General features: G+C 65.3%; 18 protein-coding genes. 13 read left to right on the top strand and 5 right to left on the bottom strand.

From position 1 onward, the window contains the following. Positions 1-24 precede the first annotated feature (24 nt). The 6 genes from LGM71_RS16780 to LGM71_RS16805 all read left to right on the top strand — a co-directional run bounded on the left by LGM71_RS16780 (position 25) and on the right by LGM71_RS16805 (position 4,159). A complete protein-coding gene (locus tag LGM71_RS16780; protein ID WP_174909128.1) occupies positions 25-345 on the top strand; it encodes an acyl carrier protein in 321 nt (106 codons plus the stop codon). 13 nt (positions 346-358) lie between these two features. Continuing rightward, complete coding sequence (locus LGM71_RS16785) at positions 359-1,456, top strand: fatty acid desaturase (protein ID WP_124620698.1); 1,098 nt, start codon at positions 359-361, stop codon at positions 1,454-1,456. Further along, entirely contained in the window at positions 1,456-2,379 is a 924-nt protein-coding gene (locus LGM71_RS16790) for an alpha/beta hydrolase (RefSeq protein ID WP_226115442.1), read from the top strand. The genes LGM71_RS16785 and LGM71_RS16790 overlap by 1 nt, the downstream gene beginning before the upstream one ends. Beyond that, a complete protein-coding gene (locus LGM71_RS16795) occupies positions 2,376-2,561 on the top strand; it encodes a rubredoxin (RefSeq protein WP_059532220.1) in 186 nt (61 codons plus the stop codon). Before LGM71_RS16790 ends, LGM71_RS16795 begins: the two co-directional genes overlap by 4 nt. 163 nt (positions 2,562-2,724) lie before the next feature. Next, positions 2,725-3,909, top strand: a complete 1,185-nt coding sequence (locus LGM71_RS16800; protein WP_226115443.1) for a thiolase family protein — start codon at positions 2,725-2,727, stop codon at positions 3,907-3,909. Between the two features lie 61 nt (positions 3,910-3,970). Next, positions 3,971-4,159, top strand: a complete 189-nt coding sequence (locus tag LGM71_RS16805; RefSeq protein ID WP_226115444.1) for a hypothetical protein — start codon at positions 3,971-3,973, stop codon at positions 4,157-4,159. A gap of 260 nt (positions 4,160-4,419) precedes the next feature. On the opposite strand, the gene LGM71_RS16810 is transcribed toward LGM71_RS16805, so the two are convergent. From LGM71_RS16810 to LGM71_RS16825, 4 genes are all read right to left on the bottom strand, one after another. Continuing rightward, a complete protein-coding gene (locus LGM71_RS16810; protein ID WP_124901481.1) occupies positions 4,420-4,872 on the bottom strand; it encodes a GtrA family protein in 453 nt (150 codons plus the stop codon). Beyond that, entirely contained in the window at positions 4,869-6,521 is a 1,653-nt protein-coding gene (locus LGM71_RS16815; protein WP_226115445.1) for an NAD(P)/FAD-dependent oxidoreductase, read from the bottom strand. The genes LGM71_RS16810 and LGM71_RS16815 overlap by 4 nt, the downstream gene beginning before the upstream one ends. Then, entirely contained in the window at positions 6,481-8,505 is a 2,025-nt protein-coding gene (locus tag LGM71_RS16820) for a hypothetical protein (RefSeq protein WP_226115446.1), read from the bottom strand. The genes LGM71_RS16815 and LGM71_RS16820 overlap by 41 nt, the downstream gene beginning before the upstream one ends. 848 nt (positions 8,506-9,353) lie before the next feature. Beyond that, complete coding sequence (locus tag LGM71_RS16825) at positions 9,354-9,572, bottom strand: hypothetical protein (protein ID WP_226115447.1); 219 nt, start codon at positions 9,570-9,572, stop codon at positions 9,354-9,356. Positions 9,573-9,669: 97 nt separating this feature from the next. Here LGM71_RS16825 and LGM71_RS16830 point away from each other — a divergent pair, with 97 nt between their 5' ends. From LGM71_RS16830 to LGM71_RS16845, 4 genes are all read left to right on the top strand, one after another. Then, on the top strand, positions 9,670-10,869 hold the full coding sequence (locus tag LGM71_RS16830; protein WP_174909118.1) for a PLP-dependent aminotransferase family protein: 1,200 nt from the start codon (positions 9,670-9,672) through the stop codon (positions 10,867-10,869). 13 nt (positions 10,870-10,882) lie between these two features. Then, on the top strand, positions 10,883-11,071 hold the full coding sequence (locus tag LGM71_RS16835) for a hypothetical protein (RefSeq protein ID WP_226115448.1): 189 nt from the start codon (positions 10,883-10,885) through the stop codon (positions 11,069-11,071). Between the two features lie 87 nt (positions 11,072-11,158). Further along, the gene (locus LGM71_RS16840; RefSeq protein ID WP_124901476.1) at positions 11,159-11,761 is read left to right on the top strand and encodes a pyridoxamine 5'-phosphate oxidase family protein; all 603 of its coding nucleotides are present in this window, start codon (positions 11,159-11,161) and stop codon (positions 11,759-11,761) included. 171 nt (positions 11,762-11,932) lie between these two features. Continuing rightward, positions 11,933-13,210 carry an epoxide hydrolase family protein gene (locus LGM71_RS16845; protein WP_226115449.1) on the top strand — a complete coding sequence of 426 codons (1,278 nt, stop codon included), beginning with the start codon at positions 11,933-11,935 and terminating at the stop codon, positions 13,208-13,210. A 48-nt stretch (positions 13,211-13,258) separates the two neighbouring features. Here the strand turns inward: LGM71_RS16845 and LGM71_RS16850 are convergent, their stop codons facing one another. After that, complete coding sequence (locus LGM71_RS16850) at positions 13,259-14,650, bottom strand: PLP-dependent aminotransferase family protein (protein WP_226115450.1); 1,392 nt, start codon at positions 14,648-14,650, stop codon at positions 13,259-13,261. 161 nt (positions 14,651-14,811) lie between these two features. Between LGM71_RS16850 and LGM71_RS16855 the strand changes: the two genes are divergently transcribed. The 3 genes from LGM71_RS16855 to LGM71_RS16865 all read left to right on the top strand — a co-directional run bounded on the left by LGM71_RS16855 (position 14,812) and on the right by LGM71_RS16865 (position 18,048). Beyond that, the gene (locus LGM71_RS16855) at positions 14,812-16,098 is read left to right on the top strand and encodes a hydroxymethylglutaryl-CoA reductase, degradative (RefSeq protein WP_226115451.1); all 1,287 of its coding nucleotides are present in this window, start codon (positions 14,812-14,814) and stop codon (positions 16,096-16,098) included. Positions 16,099-16,171: 73 nt separating this feature from the next. After that, on the top strand, positions 16,172-16,669 hold the full coding sequence (locus tag LGM71_RS16860) for a hypothetical protein (protein ID WP_226115452.1): 498 nt from the start codon (positions 16,172-16,174) through the stop codon (positions 16,667-16,669). Further along, positions 16,669-18,048 carry a tripartite tricarboxylate transporter permease gene (locus tag LGM71_RS16865; RefSeq protein ID WP_124620720.1) on the top strand — a complete coding sequence of 460 codons (1,380 nt, stop codon included), beginning with the start codon at positions 16,669-16,671 and terminating at the stop codon, positions 18,046-18,048. The genes LGM71_RS16860 and LGM71_RS16865 overlap by 1 nt, the downstream gene beginning before the upstream one ends. Positions 18,049-18,085: the final 37 nt, after the last annotated feature.

The raw sequence follows: 18,085 nt of genomic DNA on the forward strand, positions 1-18,085 counted from the left end.
CCTCGTATAGAAGGATTATTCATCATGTCTCAAGCTGGAATTCTGGGTGGTCTGTTCGGCCGCAAGAAGGCGATGGCCGCCGATATCGGCCCCCTCACCGAAGCGTCGATCCGTAGCTGGCTGATCGACCGGCTCGCCAGGCAGTTGAAGATGGACCGGGCTGCCATCGACCCTGCGAAGCGCTTCGACGAATATGGCCTCGATTCGATCGTCGCGGTGCAGGTGTCGGGCGATCTGGAGAAGGTCGTCGAGCAGCGGCTGTCTCCGGCGCTGCTGTTCGAACACAACAGCATCGACGAACTGGCGCGCCACCTGTCGACCGAGCTCGGCTTGCAGGCTGCGTAAGCGGGAGATCGACATGACGAAAAAATACACCGTCCCGAGCGCGCCGCCCGCGCGTTTCGACGAATTCCTGCAGAAATCGAAGGCGCTCGAGGGCGTGCGGCTGACCGACGCGATTCCAAAGTCGTTGTACGAACCGCGTGCGTGGCGCGGCGTTCTCGGTTTCGTGGTGAGCTATGCCGCGTACATCGGCGCGATAGTCGGCATCGCGTACGCACCGCACTGGCTGTTCTATGTTCCGCTGTGGCTGCTCGCGGGTCTGGGCGGCTGGGGGTTGCACTGCATCGCGCACGATTGCGGGCACAACTCGTTCTCCCGCTCTCGATGGTTCAACCTGGCGATCGGTCATTTGTCGCTTCTGCCGCTGTTGTATCCGTTCCACGCGTGGCGCCATACGCACAACCTGCATCACGCGAACACCAACAACCTCGAACTCGACACGGACTGGCGGCCCATTCCCGCGCCGCTTTACGATCGCATGTCGTTCCTGAAGCGTCTCGAGTACGCCGGTACCCGCAAGTGGCTGTTCTGGGCAGGTACGGTCAGCTACTGGAGGGAATCGGGATTCCGTCCGGGCTTCTATCCGAAGCGCGAGATGCGGCGCGACGTGAAACGCTCGATTGCGTTCGTGCTGATCGCGTCGGCGCTCTACTTCCCGGCGCTGATCTACTTCACGGGCATCACGGGCCTGTTCCTGTACTTCGTCGTGCCGTGGCTCATGATTCACGCTTGGTTCAGCGCCACGACGCTGATGCACCACACGTCGGACGACATCCCGTTCCTGCCGTCGCAGCACTGGACGCCGAACGCCAGTCGCCTGCTCGTGACGACCGACTACCGGTATCCGAAGTGGCTGCATTTCATGACTCACAACATTTCGGTGCATACGGCGCACCACGTCGCGCCGATCGTGCCGTTCTACAACTTGCCGAAGGCCCAGGCGGCGCTCAAGGAGGCGTTCCCGGGAATGATCCGCGAAAAGGATTTCACGTTCGGCGATCTTTGGCACGTGATTCGTCATTGCCATTTCTACGACACCGAGTCGGGCTACTACCGGAGCCTGTCCCGGGAAGCCGTGCCCGTCGGCGCGCGTACGGCGGCGGAGGGCCGGTGATGGTGTCCGCGAACCATACGGAAGCCTCGCCGATCGCACGGCGCAAGGCGAATGCGCCATCGTTGCGCGTGCAACTGAGCCGCCGTGCGTTCCGGATGCTGAATGCCCTCGCGCCGCGCATTGCCGGGAGGCGGGCGGCCGACGCGTTCGGCTTCACGCGCGGCTACGGGCTGCCTGTCAGCGATCGGGTGCCGCTCGGCGCCACGGAGACGCCGATCGAGGGCAATGCGGATATCGACCAGGCTTATTGCTGGGAGGGCGGGGCGTCGCGCGTGCTGCTCGTGCACGGCTGGGGCACCGACAGTAGCAGCATGCTGAGCTTCGTGAAGCCGATGCAGAACCTGGGCTTCTCGGTGGCGTCATTCGACGCGCCTGCTCACGGTCGTTCGCCGGGCAAGCATACGACGATGACGCAGTTCACCCGCGCGACGGGCGCGGTGCTCGACGCGATCGAAGGCGCGCACGTGGTGATCGCGCATTCGCTCGGTTCGATCGCGGCGGTTTCCGCACTGGCGGAACGCTCGCGCCGCGCATCGTTGCGCTGCATCGTGCTGATCGCTCCGACGAGCGGGCTGACCGAGGTGCTGGAGCGCTGGGCGAGCCGCGACATGGCGCTCCCGCGCCCGGTGGTCGAGCGCATTTTTGCGGAGCTGCATCGCCGCAACGGTGTACCGGTCAGCCATTGGGACATTCTCGCGCGCGGCACGTCGCTCGATGTTCCGGTGCTGGTCGTGCACGATCCGGCCGATTCGGTGGTGCCGTACTGCGAGGCGCAGCGGGTCGTGGCCGGTCTTCAGGAGGCGACGCTGTGGCCGGCCCCGGGCGCGGGGCATGGGCGAATCCTCTCCGACGCGAGGGTGCGCGAGCAGGTGCGCGAATTTGTGACGCGACAGATGTCGAATTTTGGAGAGTTGGCGAGATGAGCACGACAGCGGTGGAGATGCGGACGTTGATGTGTCTGGTGTGCGGCTGGATTTATTCGGAAGAACGGGGGGCGCCGGACGACGGCATCGCGCCGGGAACGCGCTGGGAAGACATTCCAGCCAAGTGGAAATGTCCGGAGTGCGGCGTCGGCAAGGAAGATTTCGAAATGGTGTCGATCTGACGTGATGGAGGGGCGCGCGTCGCCTTTCCTCGCGCCCGGCAGCGCAACAGCAGGTTTTACGCGTGTGCCGGGCAGGCGCTGCGGTACCCCATCCCGGCAGGCGACTCGTGCGGCGGCGGTGCTATCCGTTCAGCCGGAACCGACCTTTGAATGGAGTGTGAAAATGGTTGCACGACAGGTAGTGATCTGCAGTCCCGTCAGAACGCCCATCGGCGCGTTCGGCGGCGCGTTGAAGGACGTTGCCGCGACCGCGCTCGGCGCAGTCGTGGTCCGCGAAGCGGTACGTCGCAGCAACGTCGATCCGGCGGAATTGGCCGCGGTCGTGATGGGCAACGTCGTCCAGGCAGGAAACAAGATGAATCCCGCGCGTCAGGCAGCCATCGGGGGCGGCGTTCCGGTGGCCGTGCCTGCGCTTACCGTGAATCGCGTGTGTGGCTCGGGTGCCCAGGCCATCGTGAATGCGGCCCAGGAAATCTGGCTTGGATTCGGCTCGGTCGCGGTAGCGGGCGGAATGGAAAACATGGACCGCGCCCCGTATCTGCTGGAAAGCGGGCGATGGGGCCATCGGATGGGGAATGCAGGGATCGTCGACAGCATGCTCGGGGACGGCCTCGTCGACGCGTTTTCCAACCGGCATTCCGGATGGCACACGGAGGACCTCGTTGCAGCGATGGGGATCACGCGCGCGCAGCAGGACCGGTGGGCGGCGCGTTCGCAGCAGCGCTTCGTGCAGGCTCAAGGACGCGGGGCGTTCGACCCGGAGCTTGTCGCGGTCGAAATCGAGGGGCGGAAACAGACCGTCAGATTCGAGCGCGACGAGCAGCCGCGGCCGGACACGACGGTCGAGTCGCTTGCCGGATTGAAGCCCGCGTTTCGCTCCGACGGCACCATCACCGCGGGCAATGCGCCCGGATTGAACAGCGGTGCGGCGGCGATGATCGTGGCGGAGCGGGAGTATGCCGAGGCGCGCGGTATCGAGCCGATCGCGACGCTCGTGTCGTATGGCGTGGGTGCGGTCGAGCCAGGCATGTTCGGACTGGGGCCCGTGCCGGCAGTCAGGATGGCGCTCGCGCGTGCCGGATGGTCGTTGAACGACGTGGAGCGTTTCGAGATCAATGAGGCGTTTGCCGCCGTGCCGATCGCGGTCGTCCGGGAGCTCGGCATCGACGAGGAACGGGTGAATGTCGAAGGCGGGGCGATTGCGCACGGTCATGCAATCGGCGCAACCGGTGCCGTCTTGACGACCCGCCTTGCGCATTCGATGCGCCGCGATGGTGTGAAACGCGGCATGGTGACGTTGTGCATCGGCGGCGGTCAAGGCATCGCCCTCGCCCTGGAGGCCGTCTGACGGCGTCTCGATCGCGACAGGAGCCGGCAACGTCCCGACCATCAGCAATCACGGAGAAGACATGGACCAGCGTTCAGCACTGGAAGACCTGTGTGCCCCTGCCGCGACCGGGCACACGACGACGCAGACGGAGCTCGCGCGCAAGTGGTTGACGCACTTCGGTGCCGACCGCGTGCAGGACCTCGACGTCGGTATGCTCGAGGCGATTGCCTGCTACGTCAGGAAGGGAGTCTCTCCTCCGGGCGAATAGCTCGCGATTCACGTGCGCCCATTGCGTGTCCGGCGCGCGTGACCGGCCGGGCCAAGGGCGCAAGCGCGGCGCAGCTTGCCCCTGGCCTGGCTCGATCCGATCGCACGCAGGCGTGCCGCCCGGCGTCATGGCGTTGATGGTGTCGCGGCGTGTGCGGGCCGGACGGACGTGGACGAAACGCGGCTCTGCCTCAAGCGCGGACGCCGCGGGCGTGCTGGGAATTCTGCGCAGACCCTGGCCACCCGCCTCGCACACAGCCCTCAACGAACCGTCGCCTCGACGCGCGCATCCCCGCCGACTTCCCGGCGCTCAGTCGCCAATACGGTGGCCGGTACATGCGGTCCCGGCACCCGGAATACGGCGACCCTGCGAATCAGATACAGCGTGATAAAGCTGACCGTCACCGCGATGCATTTCGCGGCGTTATTGCCGAGCAGTGCCGAAGCAACGTGCACGATGCCCCCAGTTAGCAGCGAACCGAACCCGCAGCTCGCCGCGAACAGCAGCGCTTCGCCGAGCTGCCGGCGGCCGGTCGTCTCCGAGCGGAATACGAAGCGGCGCGAAAGCATGTAATTCACGACGCCGCCGATCAGGTACGCCATCCACGCCGACATTCCGGCATCGATCTGCATGGTCGAGGTCAGCGCGAGGAACAGAGACCAGTCGGCGACGAGCGACAGTGCGCTCACGACGAAATAGCTGGAAAACATCATGTCCGCCCCCACTGAACAGTGCGGGCCGGGACCGCGCGCAACCCCGATGCGCCGGCTTGCGGTTCGCTGCCACTCTCGTGATATTCCGCGTCCTCATTGACGGCCCAGACGTCGCGAAGCTTGTGCCCGGCGACGATGTTCTCGACCGTCAACATCGCGGTCATCATTGCGTGATCCTGATTGTTGTACTTGTGCATTCCGTTACGGCCGACGAGATGCAGGTTCGGATAGTGCTCGGCCAGATCCGTGCGGACCTGATCCACGATGTCGCGATATTCGTCGTCGTACACGGGATATGCTTTCGGCTGACGAACGACGCGCGATCCGCGAATCTGGTCGCGCGTTGCAAGACCGATTTTCTCGAGTTCAACGATCGCGAGTTCGGTGATATCGGCATCGCTGCTTTCCCACATCGAATCGCCGTCGAAGCAAAAGTATTCGAGTCCGAGGCAACCGCCCGTCGCCGCGTCCGGCACCATCTCGGGCGACCACGACGCGAAATTCTGGATGCGCCCGACCTTGACGGACGGGTCGTGGATGTAGATCCAGTTGTCCGTGAATGTGGCGGGCCTATCGAGTATCAGTGCGACCGTGATGAAGTCTCGATACTGCAGCTTCGACGCCGCAGCCGCGGATGACGGAGCGGGTGAAATTGCGTTAAGCGTTTCACGCAGCGGCGCGGTGCACACCACGTCACGCGCGCTGATGCGATTTATCTGGCCGTCCTGGCCGAGGGTTTCGACGAGCCAGCGCTGCGCGCGGCAGTCGTAGTGCATCGCACCGGCAGCTTGTCCCATCATCAGTTGTCCGCCCTGATCCTGGAATTTCCGGGCGGCGGCTTCCCACAACATGCCGGGGCCGCGGCGCGGGTAATGGAAGGATTCGATCAGGGTCTTGACCTGGGTCTTGCGCGACCGGATGCCGAGTGAGCGCTTCACTGCACTGACGATGGCGGTAGACAGGCTCAGGCCCTTGATGCGTTGCGCGGCCCAGTCGGCCGAAATCTCGTCGCACGACATGCCCCAGACCTTTTCGGTATACGTCTTGAAGAAGATCGAGAAAAGTCGTTCTCCGAATTGATTGGCGACCCATTGATGAAAGGACTTCGGGTTCGGGCAAGGCTTGACGCGCGCTGCAAGGTACGAAAGCACGCAGCGAGTACTTTCGATGATGCCGAGATTTAGCAGGGCCTCGATTCCGTCGAGTGGGTAACGGTAGAACTTGTTTCGGTAAAAGATGCGCGAGCTGCGCGGGCGCTCGATGAAGTCGTCCGGTAGCAGTTCATGCCACAGTGCGACCACGTCCGCGGATTTGGAGAAGAAGCGGTGTCCCCCGATGTCGAAGCAGTGGCCGTTGAACCGTTCGGTACGACTGATGCCGCCGACATAGTGAGGATCCTTCTCGACGAGTGCGACCGACAGCTCGGTCTGCTTGGTCAGCAGATAGCCGGCGGTGAGGCCGCCCGGCCCCGCGCCGATGATGAGTACGTCAACCGATTGATCCATGTTGTCACCCCGAGTCTTAGGTCGCTGGTCCATTGACTTTCGTATCGGCCGCGCCAGCTGGACGGCAAACTGCCATGTCGAATCGATGATTGGGATTTCGCGTTCAAACGTCGTGTGCTGGCGTGGAGCGAGATCGGGATGCATCGTCTCGAGCGGTCGTTGGTGGTCGCGCGGGCCCCGCGTTGATCTTGTTGGCTTGTTGCGTGCTCACGAATGACGCGTTCCGAGCTGCGGCAGTCGTCCTGATGCTGCGGCAGTCGTACAGCCAGACAGTGTTGTTGGGTTCGGGTGACCAGGCGTAGCGGGTCACCAGCTCCGGGTAGCGCTGATGCGACACGATGAAATCCAGCACCGGGTCTGCACAGATGTGCTGGATGCCCGCTCGGGTCAGCGGAACGTATTCATACTTGGACACGAAAACGGTCGACTTTTTTTCCGTGCCGTTGTCGCCGCGTGGTCGCGCGGCATACGGGTCTTGTTTGATCAGTTCGACCCGCCGTACGGCCTCGAAGGTAGTCCGGCGGTGGAAGATCAGACCCGCAGCCTGTGTCGACGAGTAATAGCTCGACGTCTTCATCATTAGCCACGGATAGACGACTTCGTCCTCCGGGCCGTCCCAATAGACGATGTCGCCGCGTGCGACCGTACCTTCGAATGGCGCGAGGTCCGCGCGGTCGGCGCCGGCTTCCATGATCTTGGCCGGTTCCGAGCGCTGGTCGATATTGACAAGTCCGTAGCCCGCGAATGCGGCCAGCATGACGGGCAGGCCGATGACCGCGATGCGTTTGCGCGACAGATTGAGCATGACGAACAACGCGACCAGTGTGACGGCCAGGTGCGTGTGAATGAGCGTTTCGAGCCACGGGATGTCCAGCATCACGCTGCCGGTCGGGTATGCGGCGCGACCGACCTGATACGCGCACTGGAAGACGATCCAGACCGTCGCGGCAACGAGCGTCGTGCCGATCCACGTATAGCGAACTGCCGGGGCGAGGTCGCTGAGAAGTGCCCTCGGAGCGCCGGGTGCCGGCCGTCCGGCCGTCGCGTTGTGCGCCACGGAGATTGCCAGCGCGATGATTCCACCGCCGACGTCGAGCAGTAGCCAGCAAATCGCGAACAACCAGATCAGCGTCGGTTGCGTGTGACACTCGCGTCGCACGAGCAATATCGCCGCAGGCCATTGCATCAACGTCAGCAGCCACAGCGCGCGCCAAGGTTGCAACTGTATCCAGACCGCGTCCTGTCCGGTCAAGTCCGCGATCGTGGTTAGCGCGACACCGGCAACACCGATCAGCGTGAGGTTCGACCACAGCGTCCGGTAATCCTGAACTTGGGTCGCACATAGCGTCGCAGGAAGTGCGATAGCCCAACACACCTTGCTCCACTCAGTGAGCGACCATAAGGTCGGAAACAGGAATGGCGCGTTGTAGCGCGCGATTGACCGCCATTCCGGATCAAACGGATACAGGTGCAGCGCCTTGAACGGCGGCATCTGGACGACGGCGAAAGCGATCAGCGCGAGCGGCAATAGCCGCCACCACTTCGCCCGTGGCATCCGGCCGAGTACGACGAAGACAAACGAAGCGCCGCCGATCAGCGGATGAACGGCAGTTGCGACGATTGTCAGCGCAATGGCAATGCGATACCGACGCTCGAGCATCGACGCAAGCGCCCACAGGCCAAGCGCTTCGGCGGGAAGCCGGGCGGTGAGAAAGCCTTCGTCGTACGAGAAGATCAACCCGGCGCCGTAATCGGACGGCATGCAGGCAACAAAGAACAATGCGAGCCAATGCCATGGTTCGGGCAGCAGTTTCTTTGTCAGCCGCCACATGCCGCTCCACCAGAGTGCCTGCGCTGCGATCAGGCACGCGAGATTGCTCGCGCGGAGCCCGAACGCTGAGACGAGCTTCGCGAAGATTCGGCCATAAATCGTCCAGCGATCCTGGGAGCCATATTCAAAGAACAGGTCGTGCGAAAAATTCTCGGGATGAGCGTTATATAGCGCCTGCGCGGTATACAGGATCGCGTCGTGTCGAATGCCTGTATAAGGGTGAGTTATCAGGAACAGAACGACCAGCGAAAGCGCAAGTGCGATGACCGAATAAGGTCGTTTCTGAGTCCGATTCATGATTGAATGGAAGACTTTTATCGACGATATTTCATGAGCCCGGCAATCCGTACGCGGCGGAGCGAACCGTGGGGTTCAGGCTTCGCTGACGGCGGCGGGTACATCCTGACGGTCCGGGCCTTTCGGTGAAAGGCCGGGCGGCGCTCAGGGCGTGCGTTGCGGCTTGCAGTCCATAGCCCGCGATACGCGGGTGCTCATGCCGACGACGTGAGAGGTGGCATGGTGCGGTTGTGCGCGCACAGACTTCCGCCGTTTCTGATTCGGCGCGGATGCCTGTCGGAATGTCCGGCAACTGCCGGAGACCGCTCCCGGTGCGATCGTTGCTGCGCCGCTGCTCATCCCCGACGACGCCGCGATCGAAATGATGATGCTTGTTCTCATCGTGTCCCCCGATGCGTCCTGCACCGAAAAAGCGCTTTTACTGGTGCGTCGGACGCGGACTCTGTAGAAATTTTTGGTTAAGCGCCGGGACGGCTGGCCCAGCGCGTTTGACGCGAACGCACGGAGCGTGCCACGGCGTTCGGAGCGTGCGTTCCAGGCTGATGAGGCGGCATCGATGCGAGCCGAAGTCCCGGTTGTCGTGCGAAATGTGTCAGTCTTGAAACCACCGGATCGGCTCGGCAGTCCATCGCGGCGCGGTTGAACGTGGACGGCGGGGACATCACGATCGGTTTTGATCTTGAAGCAGAGGCCGGCGAGCGATGGCGAGACCCTCCCCCGGCGAGCGAGTCCTCGGTGTCGGGCAGGCAACTAGGCACTCGCCGACCGCGAGCATGGCGGGAATCAGCGGTCGTGTCGGCGCATGTGCGCATGGAGTGCGCCCGGACAACCGGAACGTGCGCAATGTTTCAGATTTGAAACGTTGCTTTGGAAAATGCCCTTGCGATCACGCTGAGCCGAAAGTCGGCAACGGGTCGAGAACCGCCGGTCATCTCGACCACACGGTCCACCCGGTCGCGTGTTTTCGCACCGCCGGCAAGCACCGGCCTGCTGCCGCCAATTGATGACCAAACCGCAAGACCTAGTGCATAGATATCGTTTGCCGCGGCGTTAATGACTATCGACAATTGTGGCTCGAATTCCCGCCGTTGCGCCAGAAGCGCGCGTTGGCGGGCGGCCCCTGTCGGCTATCCCGGCCGTCGCCGCCACCCAGATCACGACGACATGTACGCGTTCACGCCCTCATTCCAGAATCCCGCCGGTTCGCCGATCCGCGAGCTGTTCAAGTACCTCTCCGAGCCGGGGATGATTTCGTTCGCCGGCGGCTACCCGGCCAGCGACCTGTTCGACGTCGACGGCCTGAACACGGCTGCCGAACGCGCGTACGCGCAGCCGGTCCGCTGCCTGCAATACGGCCCGACCGACGGCCTTGCCGAACTGAAGCAGCAACTGATCGCGTTGATGGCGCGCCGCAACGTGACGTGCACGCCGGCCGAACTGCTCGTCACGACCGGCTCGCAACAGGGCCTCGATCTGCTGCTGCGCGTGATGGTCGCCCCAGGCGACGTCGTGTTGACCGAACAACCGGCGTATCCGGCGACGCTGTCGGCGATGCGCCTGCAGCAGGCGCGCATCGTGACGATCCCCGTCGACGGCGATGGCCTCGATGCCGACCGCCTCGCGTCGCAACTCGCCTCCGGCGCGATCGTGCAGCCGAAACTGCTCTACACGGTGCCGACCTTCGCGAATCCGACCGGCGCGACGCTTGCGCGCGAACGCCGCCTGAAGCTGCTGCGTCTCGCGGTGCAATACCGTTTCCTGATCGTCGAGGACGATCCCTACGGCGACCTGCGTTTCGCGGGAGAACCGGTGCCGTCGATGCTCGCGCTCGCGAACGAAGTCGAAGGCGCACGCGACTGGATCGTGCACTTCGCAAGCCTGTCGAAAATCGTCGCGCCGGGGCTGCGCGTGGGCTGGACGATCGCGCCGGCCGAAATCGCGCGGCGCTGCGTGATCGCGAAGCAGACGGTCGACCTGTGCAGCGCGCCGTGGACGCAAGCCACCGCCGCCGAATATCTCGCCGCCGGCGCGCTCGAGCGTCATCTGCCGCGCATCACGGCGGCCTACAAGCGCAAGTGCGATGCGATGTGCGACGCGCTGCGCGACGGCTTCGGCGATGCGATCACGTTTCATCGTCCCGAAGGCGGGATGTTCGTGTGGGCGCGGATCGGCGCGGTGTCGTCGGACGTGCTGCTGCAACAGGCGATCGCGAACAAGGTCGTGTTCGTGCCGGGCAAGGCGTTCTTCGCTGACAACGTCGACGCCGCTTCGCTGCGGCTGTCGTTCGCCGCGCCCGACGTCGACGCGATCCGGGAAGGCGTGGCGCGCCTCGTGCGCGCGTATGGTGCGGCGCTGGCCGCGTGAGGAGGAGAGACACATGAGCATCGTCGTCAACGACACCGCACGGATGGATGAAGCGCCGCGCATCGCCGGTATCCGTCCCGTCGAACACAAGTCGTCGCAGATCGGCGCGGGGCCGCAGTACGTCGCCGACGTGCTCGGCCGCTTCGGCGCGGATTCGACCGACACGCGCGACGCCGCACCGGTCGTCCTCGGCTACAACTGAACCGCATGGCGGGGGGCCTGCAACGCAATCCCGCCGCCGAAACGATTAAGCTGGCGTGATCGAACCACGCAGGATCGCCAGATCATCATGTCCGACATCGATATCGAATCGCTCACGGAAACGTACGACCGCCTCTGGTCGTGCCTCGAGTCCGGCGTCGGTGCACAGCGCTCGCCTTTCACCATGGTGCAGGCCGCGACGCTCGGCCTCGACGGCGCGCCGAAGGTGCGCACGATCGTGCTGCGGCAGGTGAGCCGCGCCGATCATCGGCTGTCGTTCCATACCGATGCGCGCTCGGAGAAGGTCGTGGAGCTGCGCCGCGATCCGCGTATCGCGATCGTCGCGTACGATCTCGATTCACTCGTGCAGATTCGCGCGGAAGGCGTTGCGACGATTTGCGACGACGAAGCACAACGTCGCGCGGTCTGGCAATCGAGCCGTCCGCATACGCTGCTGCTGTATCGTGCACCGCTGCGCCCGGGCACGCCGATCGAGTCGCCGGAAGACGCGCACGTCACCGCAAGCCCGGGCACGGGCACGGCGACCACCGACGACGGCTACCGCAACTTCTGCCTGCTCCACGTCACGGTGACGCGCATCGACTGGCTCGACCTCGCCCGCGACGGCCATCGTCGCGCGGTGTTCGACGTGAGCGGCGACGGCTACGAAGGCCGCTGGATCGCGCCCTGACGGCGCGGTCGCGTCCCGGCTACAAACGCGTACAAACCAGACACATCCCCGATACGTCAGACCTTTCAAATGGGCAACGCCGCGCAACCGGCGCCCGCCCGAATGAAAGCGAAGGCGCGCCCCGCCGCGCGGCATGTTCACTTTCCACTTCACGAAAGGAGATGCCGAACGATGTCTTCCACACAGTTTTCCCCGATGCGTCGCCACCTGCTGGCCACTTCCGTGGCCGCCGGCGTATCCGCGATGCTGCCCACCGCGCTGCAGGCGGCAACCGGCGGCGACGGCATACGTCCGTTTACCGCCCATATCCCCGATGAAGCGCTGGCCGACCTGCGCCGCCGCATTGCAGCGACGCGCTGGCCGGGCCGCGAGACCGTCGCCGACGAATCGCAGGGCGTGCGGCTCGCGCGCATGCAGGCGCTGCTCCGTTACTGGGGCACCGACTACGACTGGCGCAAGGGCGAGGCGCGCCTGAACGGTTTCCCGATGTTCATCACCGAAATCGACGGGCTCGACATTCACTTCATCCATGTGCGTTCGCGGCACGCGAACGCGATGCCGATGATCATGACGCACGGCTGGCCGGGTTCGATCTTCGAGCTGCTGAAGGCGATCGGCCCGCTGACGGATCCGACCGCACACGGCGCGAGTGCCGACGATGCGTTCCACGTCGTCGTGCCGTCGCTGCCGGGTTTCGGTTTTTCGGGCCGTCCGACGAACACGGGCTGGGGCTCCGATCACATCGCGCGTGCATGGGGCGAGCTGATGGCGCGCCTCGGCTATACGCGCTTCGTGTCGCAGGGCGGCGACTGTGGCTCGGTGATCTCGCACCGGATGGCGATGCAGCGCGTGCAGGGCCTGGCCGGGATTCACGTGAACATGCCGGCGACGGTGCCGCCGGATATCGCGACGCTGCTCCAGACCGACGCGCCGGCACCGGCGTCGTTGTCGCCGAAGGAGAAGGCCGCGTACGAGAAGCTCGCGACGTTCTACCGCGATAACTGCGGCTACTCGGCGATGATGGTCACGCGCCCGCAGACGGTCGGCTATGCGCTCGCCGATTCGCCGTCGGGTCAGGCCGCGTGGATGTACGACAAGATCTCGCAGTGGACCTACAGCGGCGGCGTGCCCGAACGCTCGATCCCGCGCGACGAGATTCTCGACGACATTTCGTTGTACTGGCTGACCGACACGGCGACGTCCGCGGCGCAGATTTACTGGGAGGATCACTCGAACAACTTCAACGCGGTGGACATCTCGCTGCCGGCGGCGATCACGGTGTTCCCCGGCGAGATCTACCAGGCGCCGCGCAGCTGGGCCGAGCGCAGCTATCGCAACCTGATCTACTTCAACGAAGTCGACAAGGGCGGGCATTTCGCGGCATGGGAGGAGCCGGAGCTGTTTGCCCGGGAAGTGCGTGCCGGGTTCCGGCCGTTGCGTCGCGCGTAAGCGGGGTTTGACGGGAAAACGCGGGCCGGTTGCGATGCCGGCCCGCGTTCATTGCGACGTGAGCGTCTTCAACGCGTGCGCAAACCGCTTGTCCGCCAGATACGCGACGTTGAACCGGCAATACGCGGACGGCTGATCGGCCTGCGGCGAGAACACCGCGCCCGGCGCGAGGATCACGCCGCGCTCCAGCATCGCCTGCGCCAGTGCCATCGAATCCGGCCAGCCGGGCATCGCGGCCCACAGATACAGGTTCTGCTCGCACGGCCGATAGACCTGTGCGCCGAGCCGGTCGAGCGCGTCGAGGGCGGTGCCGGTCGCACGTCGCAGCTTCTCCTGAAGATGATTCGTATGCCGGAGAAAATGCCCGTCGCTGACGATTGCGTCGAGCGTGCGCTCGCAATACTCGGAGCTGCTCACATGGGTCAGCATCTTCACGTCGGCGAGATCGCTCGCGAGAGCCGCATTGCATGCGAGGAAACCCACGCGCAGCGCTGCCGACACCGATTTCGAGAAACTGCCGATATAGATCGTGCGGCGCAACTGGTCGAGTGTCGAGATGCGCGTGAGCGAGCGTGGCCGAAGGTCGGCCAGTGCGTCGTCCTCGACGATGATCAGGTCGTGCGCCTCAGCGAGCTGCAGGATGCGGTGCGCCTTGGCCGCACTGGTATCGGTCGCGGTCGGGTTGTGCCCGACCGATTTCGTGAAGAACAGCTTCGGCCGGTAGGCGCCGATATGCTCGGCCAGCTTCGCGACATCGGGGCCGTCGATCTCGCGCGGCACGCCCACGACGTTCGCGCCGCTCAGCTTGAGCTTGCCGAACAGCGGGTAGTAGCCCGGGTCGTCGACGAGCACGGTGTCGCCGGGGCGCACGAAGTAGCGCAGCACGAGATCCATCGCCTGGTTCGCGCCGTGCGTGAGTACGATCTGCGCGGGCGGTGCCTCGATTTCGTAGCCGGCGAGCTTCTGCTGCAGCGACTGGCGCAGCGGCAGATACCCGAAGCGGCTGCCGTAGCGGAACAGCGACGCGGAACCGGTACGCATGATGCGCTGCTGGTACTGGTTCAGCCGCGTCTCCTCGAGCCATTCGATCGGCGGGAAGCCTTCGCCCAGATTGAGCACGTCGGGCTTCTCGTGAAGCTGCTCGCGCATCAGCCACACGATGTCCATCGCGCGGTCGAGCGAGCTCGGCTCATCGATGGGGGGCGCGGCCGCCGCGCGCCGCGTGACGAAGAAGCCGGAGCCGCGGCGCGGCTCGATCAGGCCATCGGCGGCGAGCAGCTCGAACGCGCTGATCACGGTGTTCTTCGAACACCCGGACGCCTCGGCGTATTCCCTGATGGAAGGCAGTTTCGCGCCGGCCGGCAACACGCCTTCCTCGATCTGTCTGGCGAGATTGTCCGCCATGGCGCCAGACAGGCTGGCTCTTGCACGCTGTTTCATCGCGATGTTCCGTCGGGCGGATTCACTGTCATGGGTGCGGATGTCCGGCTGTCTGGACGGTCTGTACCTTTTCAATGGGTACAGCGTGACTATTATTCGGCTATCCGCTGCCCGCCGCAACCGTGGCAGACCACACCGCCACCCCGAGACAGAACGACATCATGTCCATCGATTCCGCGTTGCCGAATTTCCGTGCGCTGACGCCCGCACAACGTTTGTCCCACCTCGCCGGCGTCGTCGGGCTCGGCGATGCCGAGCACGCGCTGTTCGCTTCGCCGGGCGCGCTGCCGCTCGATACCGCGAACGGGATGATCGAGAACGTGATCGGCACGTTCGAGCTGCCGATGGCCGTGGCCGGGTACTTCCGGATCAACGACCGCGACGTGATCGTGCCGATGGCCGTCGAGGAGCCGTCGATCGTGGCGGCCGCATCGTATATGGCGAAGCTGTCCCGCGCGGCCGGCGGCTTTCGCACGTCGAGCAGCGGCCCGCTGATGCGCGCGCAGGTGCAGGTGATCGGCGTCGGCGACCCGTACGGCGCGCGGCTCGCGATCCTGCGGCACGCGGCCGAACTGATCGAATTGGCGAACAGTCGCGACAAGGTGCTCGTTAGCCTCGGCGGCGGTTGTCGCGACATCGAGGTACACGTGTTTCCCGACACGCCGCGCGGTGCGATGGTGGTCGCGCACCTGATCGTCGACGTGCGCGACGCGATGGGCGCGAATACGGTCAACACGATGGCCGAAGCCGTCGCGACCCGCATCGAAGCGATCACCGGCGGGCAGGTACGGTTGCGGATACTGTCCAACCTCGCCGATCTTCGCCTGGCGCGCGCAGAGGTACGGTACTCGGCGCAGACGCTCGCGACCGACGACTATTCGGGCGAAGCGGTGATCGATCGGGTGATCGATGCATACGTATTCGCGGCGACCGACCCGTACCGCGCCGCGACACACAACAAAGGAATCATGAACGGTATCGATCCGGTGGTGGTCGCGACCGGCAACGACTGGCGCGCGGTGGAAGCCGGCGCGCACGCGTATGCGAGCCGCAACGGCCGCTACACGTCGCTGACGACGTGGGAGAAGGCCGACAACGGCGACCTCGTGGGCACGATCGAGATGCCGATGCCGGTCGGGCTCGTCGGCGGCGCGACGAAGACGCACCCGCTCGCGCGTCTCGCGCTGAAGATCATGAACGTGACGTCGGCGCAGGAACTCGGCGAGATTGCGGTCGCGGTCGGGCTTGCGCAGAATCTCGGGGCGCTGCGCGCGCTCGCGACCGAAGGGATCCAGCGCGGCCACATGGCGCTGCATGCGCGCAACATCGCGGTGGCGGCCGGCGCAACCGGCGCGGACATCGACCGGATCGCGCAACGGATGGTCGCGGCGAACGACGTGCGCACGGATTTCGCGGTCGCGTTGCTGGCAGGGCGCAGCGACGGCTGATCCGCGGTGCTCGTGCGGCATGCCGCATGACGCGCCGGTACGGCCGGCGACATATCAATCAAGGAGGAGACACATGGAACAGACCGGTTCAAGCGCCGTATCGGCGGTGCCGCCTCGCGGACGGCCGTCCGCGCATGTCGATGCGTCGGCCGACACGCTCGTCGAGGTGTGGGGCGACACGGTCGCCACGAAACACCTGGCATGGTCGGTCCTGCTCGGCGTCGCGATCAGCCTCGGCGCCTTCGAGGCCGGCCGGTTCGCACTCGCGTCGTTCGTGCAGGATGCGGCCATCGCGCGGGCTTATGCAATGCTGATCGGCCTCGGCGGCTGCCTGCTGGGCGGCGTGCTGTGCGCGTTGCTGTTCAAGCCGAAGCGCACGGTGATCGAGCACGCGGCCGGCGGCCCCGAGCGCGACGAAGCGCTCCGGCAACTTGCCGAAGCATCGGGCGGCCTCGGCTCGGCAAGCGACCTGTCACCGAGTGCGCGTGCCGAAATGGAAGAACTCGGGCTGCTCGACCTGTTCGCTTCCTACGAAGCGTCGTCCGCGCGGGCGCGCACGGGAGGCCGCTGATGGACGCATTCGTGCATGCGTTGCCGTCCGCGCTGGCGATGGGGCTGCTCGGCGCGATCGTGTTCTCGGGCATCGGCCTGATCTCCGGCACGGACGAAACGACGACGATCGCGCCGCTTACGCTGCTCGTCGCGCTGCTCGGCGTGCCGCCCGCCGGCGTGTTCACGTTCTTTCTCGCGGGCGCGGTGGCCAAGCACATCACGCATTCGATCCCGACGGCCCTGCTCGGCATTCCCGGCGACACGATGGCCGCGCCGCTGTTGCAGCAGGCGACGCTGCTGCGCGCGCTCGGCGTACCGCACATCGCGCTGCGCAAGATGATTTCCGGCGCGATCGTCGCGGCGTTCGTCGCGCTGCCGCTCGCGGTGCTGTTCGCGTCGCTGCTCGCACCGTTCGGCACGGCGATCGCGAAGGCCGCACCGTGGGTGTTCCTCGCGGCAGCGGTCGGCATCGCATATTTTTCGGCGGGGCGCTGGGCGTCGGTGCTGCTGCTCGTGCCGTTCGTGATGCTGGTGGTCGGGCTGCAGGCGCTGACCGGTCGTTACGGCGTGAAGCTGAGCGTCAGCTACTTCCTCGGGATCGCGATCGGTCCGTTGGTCGCCGACCTGTTCTCGATCCTGTCCCCGGCCGAGCGGCGGCGCATGCGCCGCGACGGGCCGTCGACGTTCGTGCTCGCGCCGGACGTGAAGGGCTGGCGCGGTTACTTCCCGAATCCGCTGAAGGTGCTCGACCGCGAACAGGTCGGATGGACGGTCGGGACGGCCGTCGTGTCGAGCGCGACCTTCGTGTTCAGCCCGGTCGCGATGACGGTGCTGATGGGCGAGATCGTCGGCGCGCGCGTGCGCCATGCGTATCAGCGCCTGACGACCGTGATCGCCGCGCGCAACGGCGTGACCGAGGCGACCTACATCGCGGAGGCGCTGATTCCGCTGATCGCGTTCGGGTTGCCGCTGAGCCCGGTGGCGGCAGGCCCGGCCGCGCCGCTGTTCAATGCGCCGCCGCGCTTCACGGTCGACGCGGCGAGCGGGCAAATTCACAACCTGCATACGCTGATGAGCTGGCCGGAGTTCCTCGGCTACGGCCTGCTGTCGATCCTGCTGGCCGCGCTGATCGCGTATCCGCTCGCGATGCATCACGCGCACCGCGCGGCGGCGTTCGTCGCGCGCAAGCTGAGCCACGAGGCGATCATCGCGACATTCGCGGGGCTGATCGTCGTGATCGGCGTGTGGGAAGGGCAGTTGCCGGGGCTCGCGGTGATCGTCACGGTCGGCCTGTTCGGCGGGATGCTGTCGCGCCTGTTTGCATTCAACACGGGCGTGCAGTTCATGGGGTATTACGTCGCGGTGCTCAGCGTGCCGGCGATCGTCAAGCTGTTCTGAAGCGCCGGCGCACGGGGTCGCGTGTGCCGCGCGGCCC

It is taken from the genome of Burkholderia sp. AU33545 (assembly GCF_020419685.1).
GTDB lineage: Bacteria > Pseudomonadota > Gammaproteobacteria > Burkholderiales > Burkholderiaceae > Burkholderia > Burkholderia diffusa.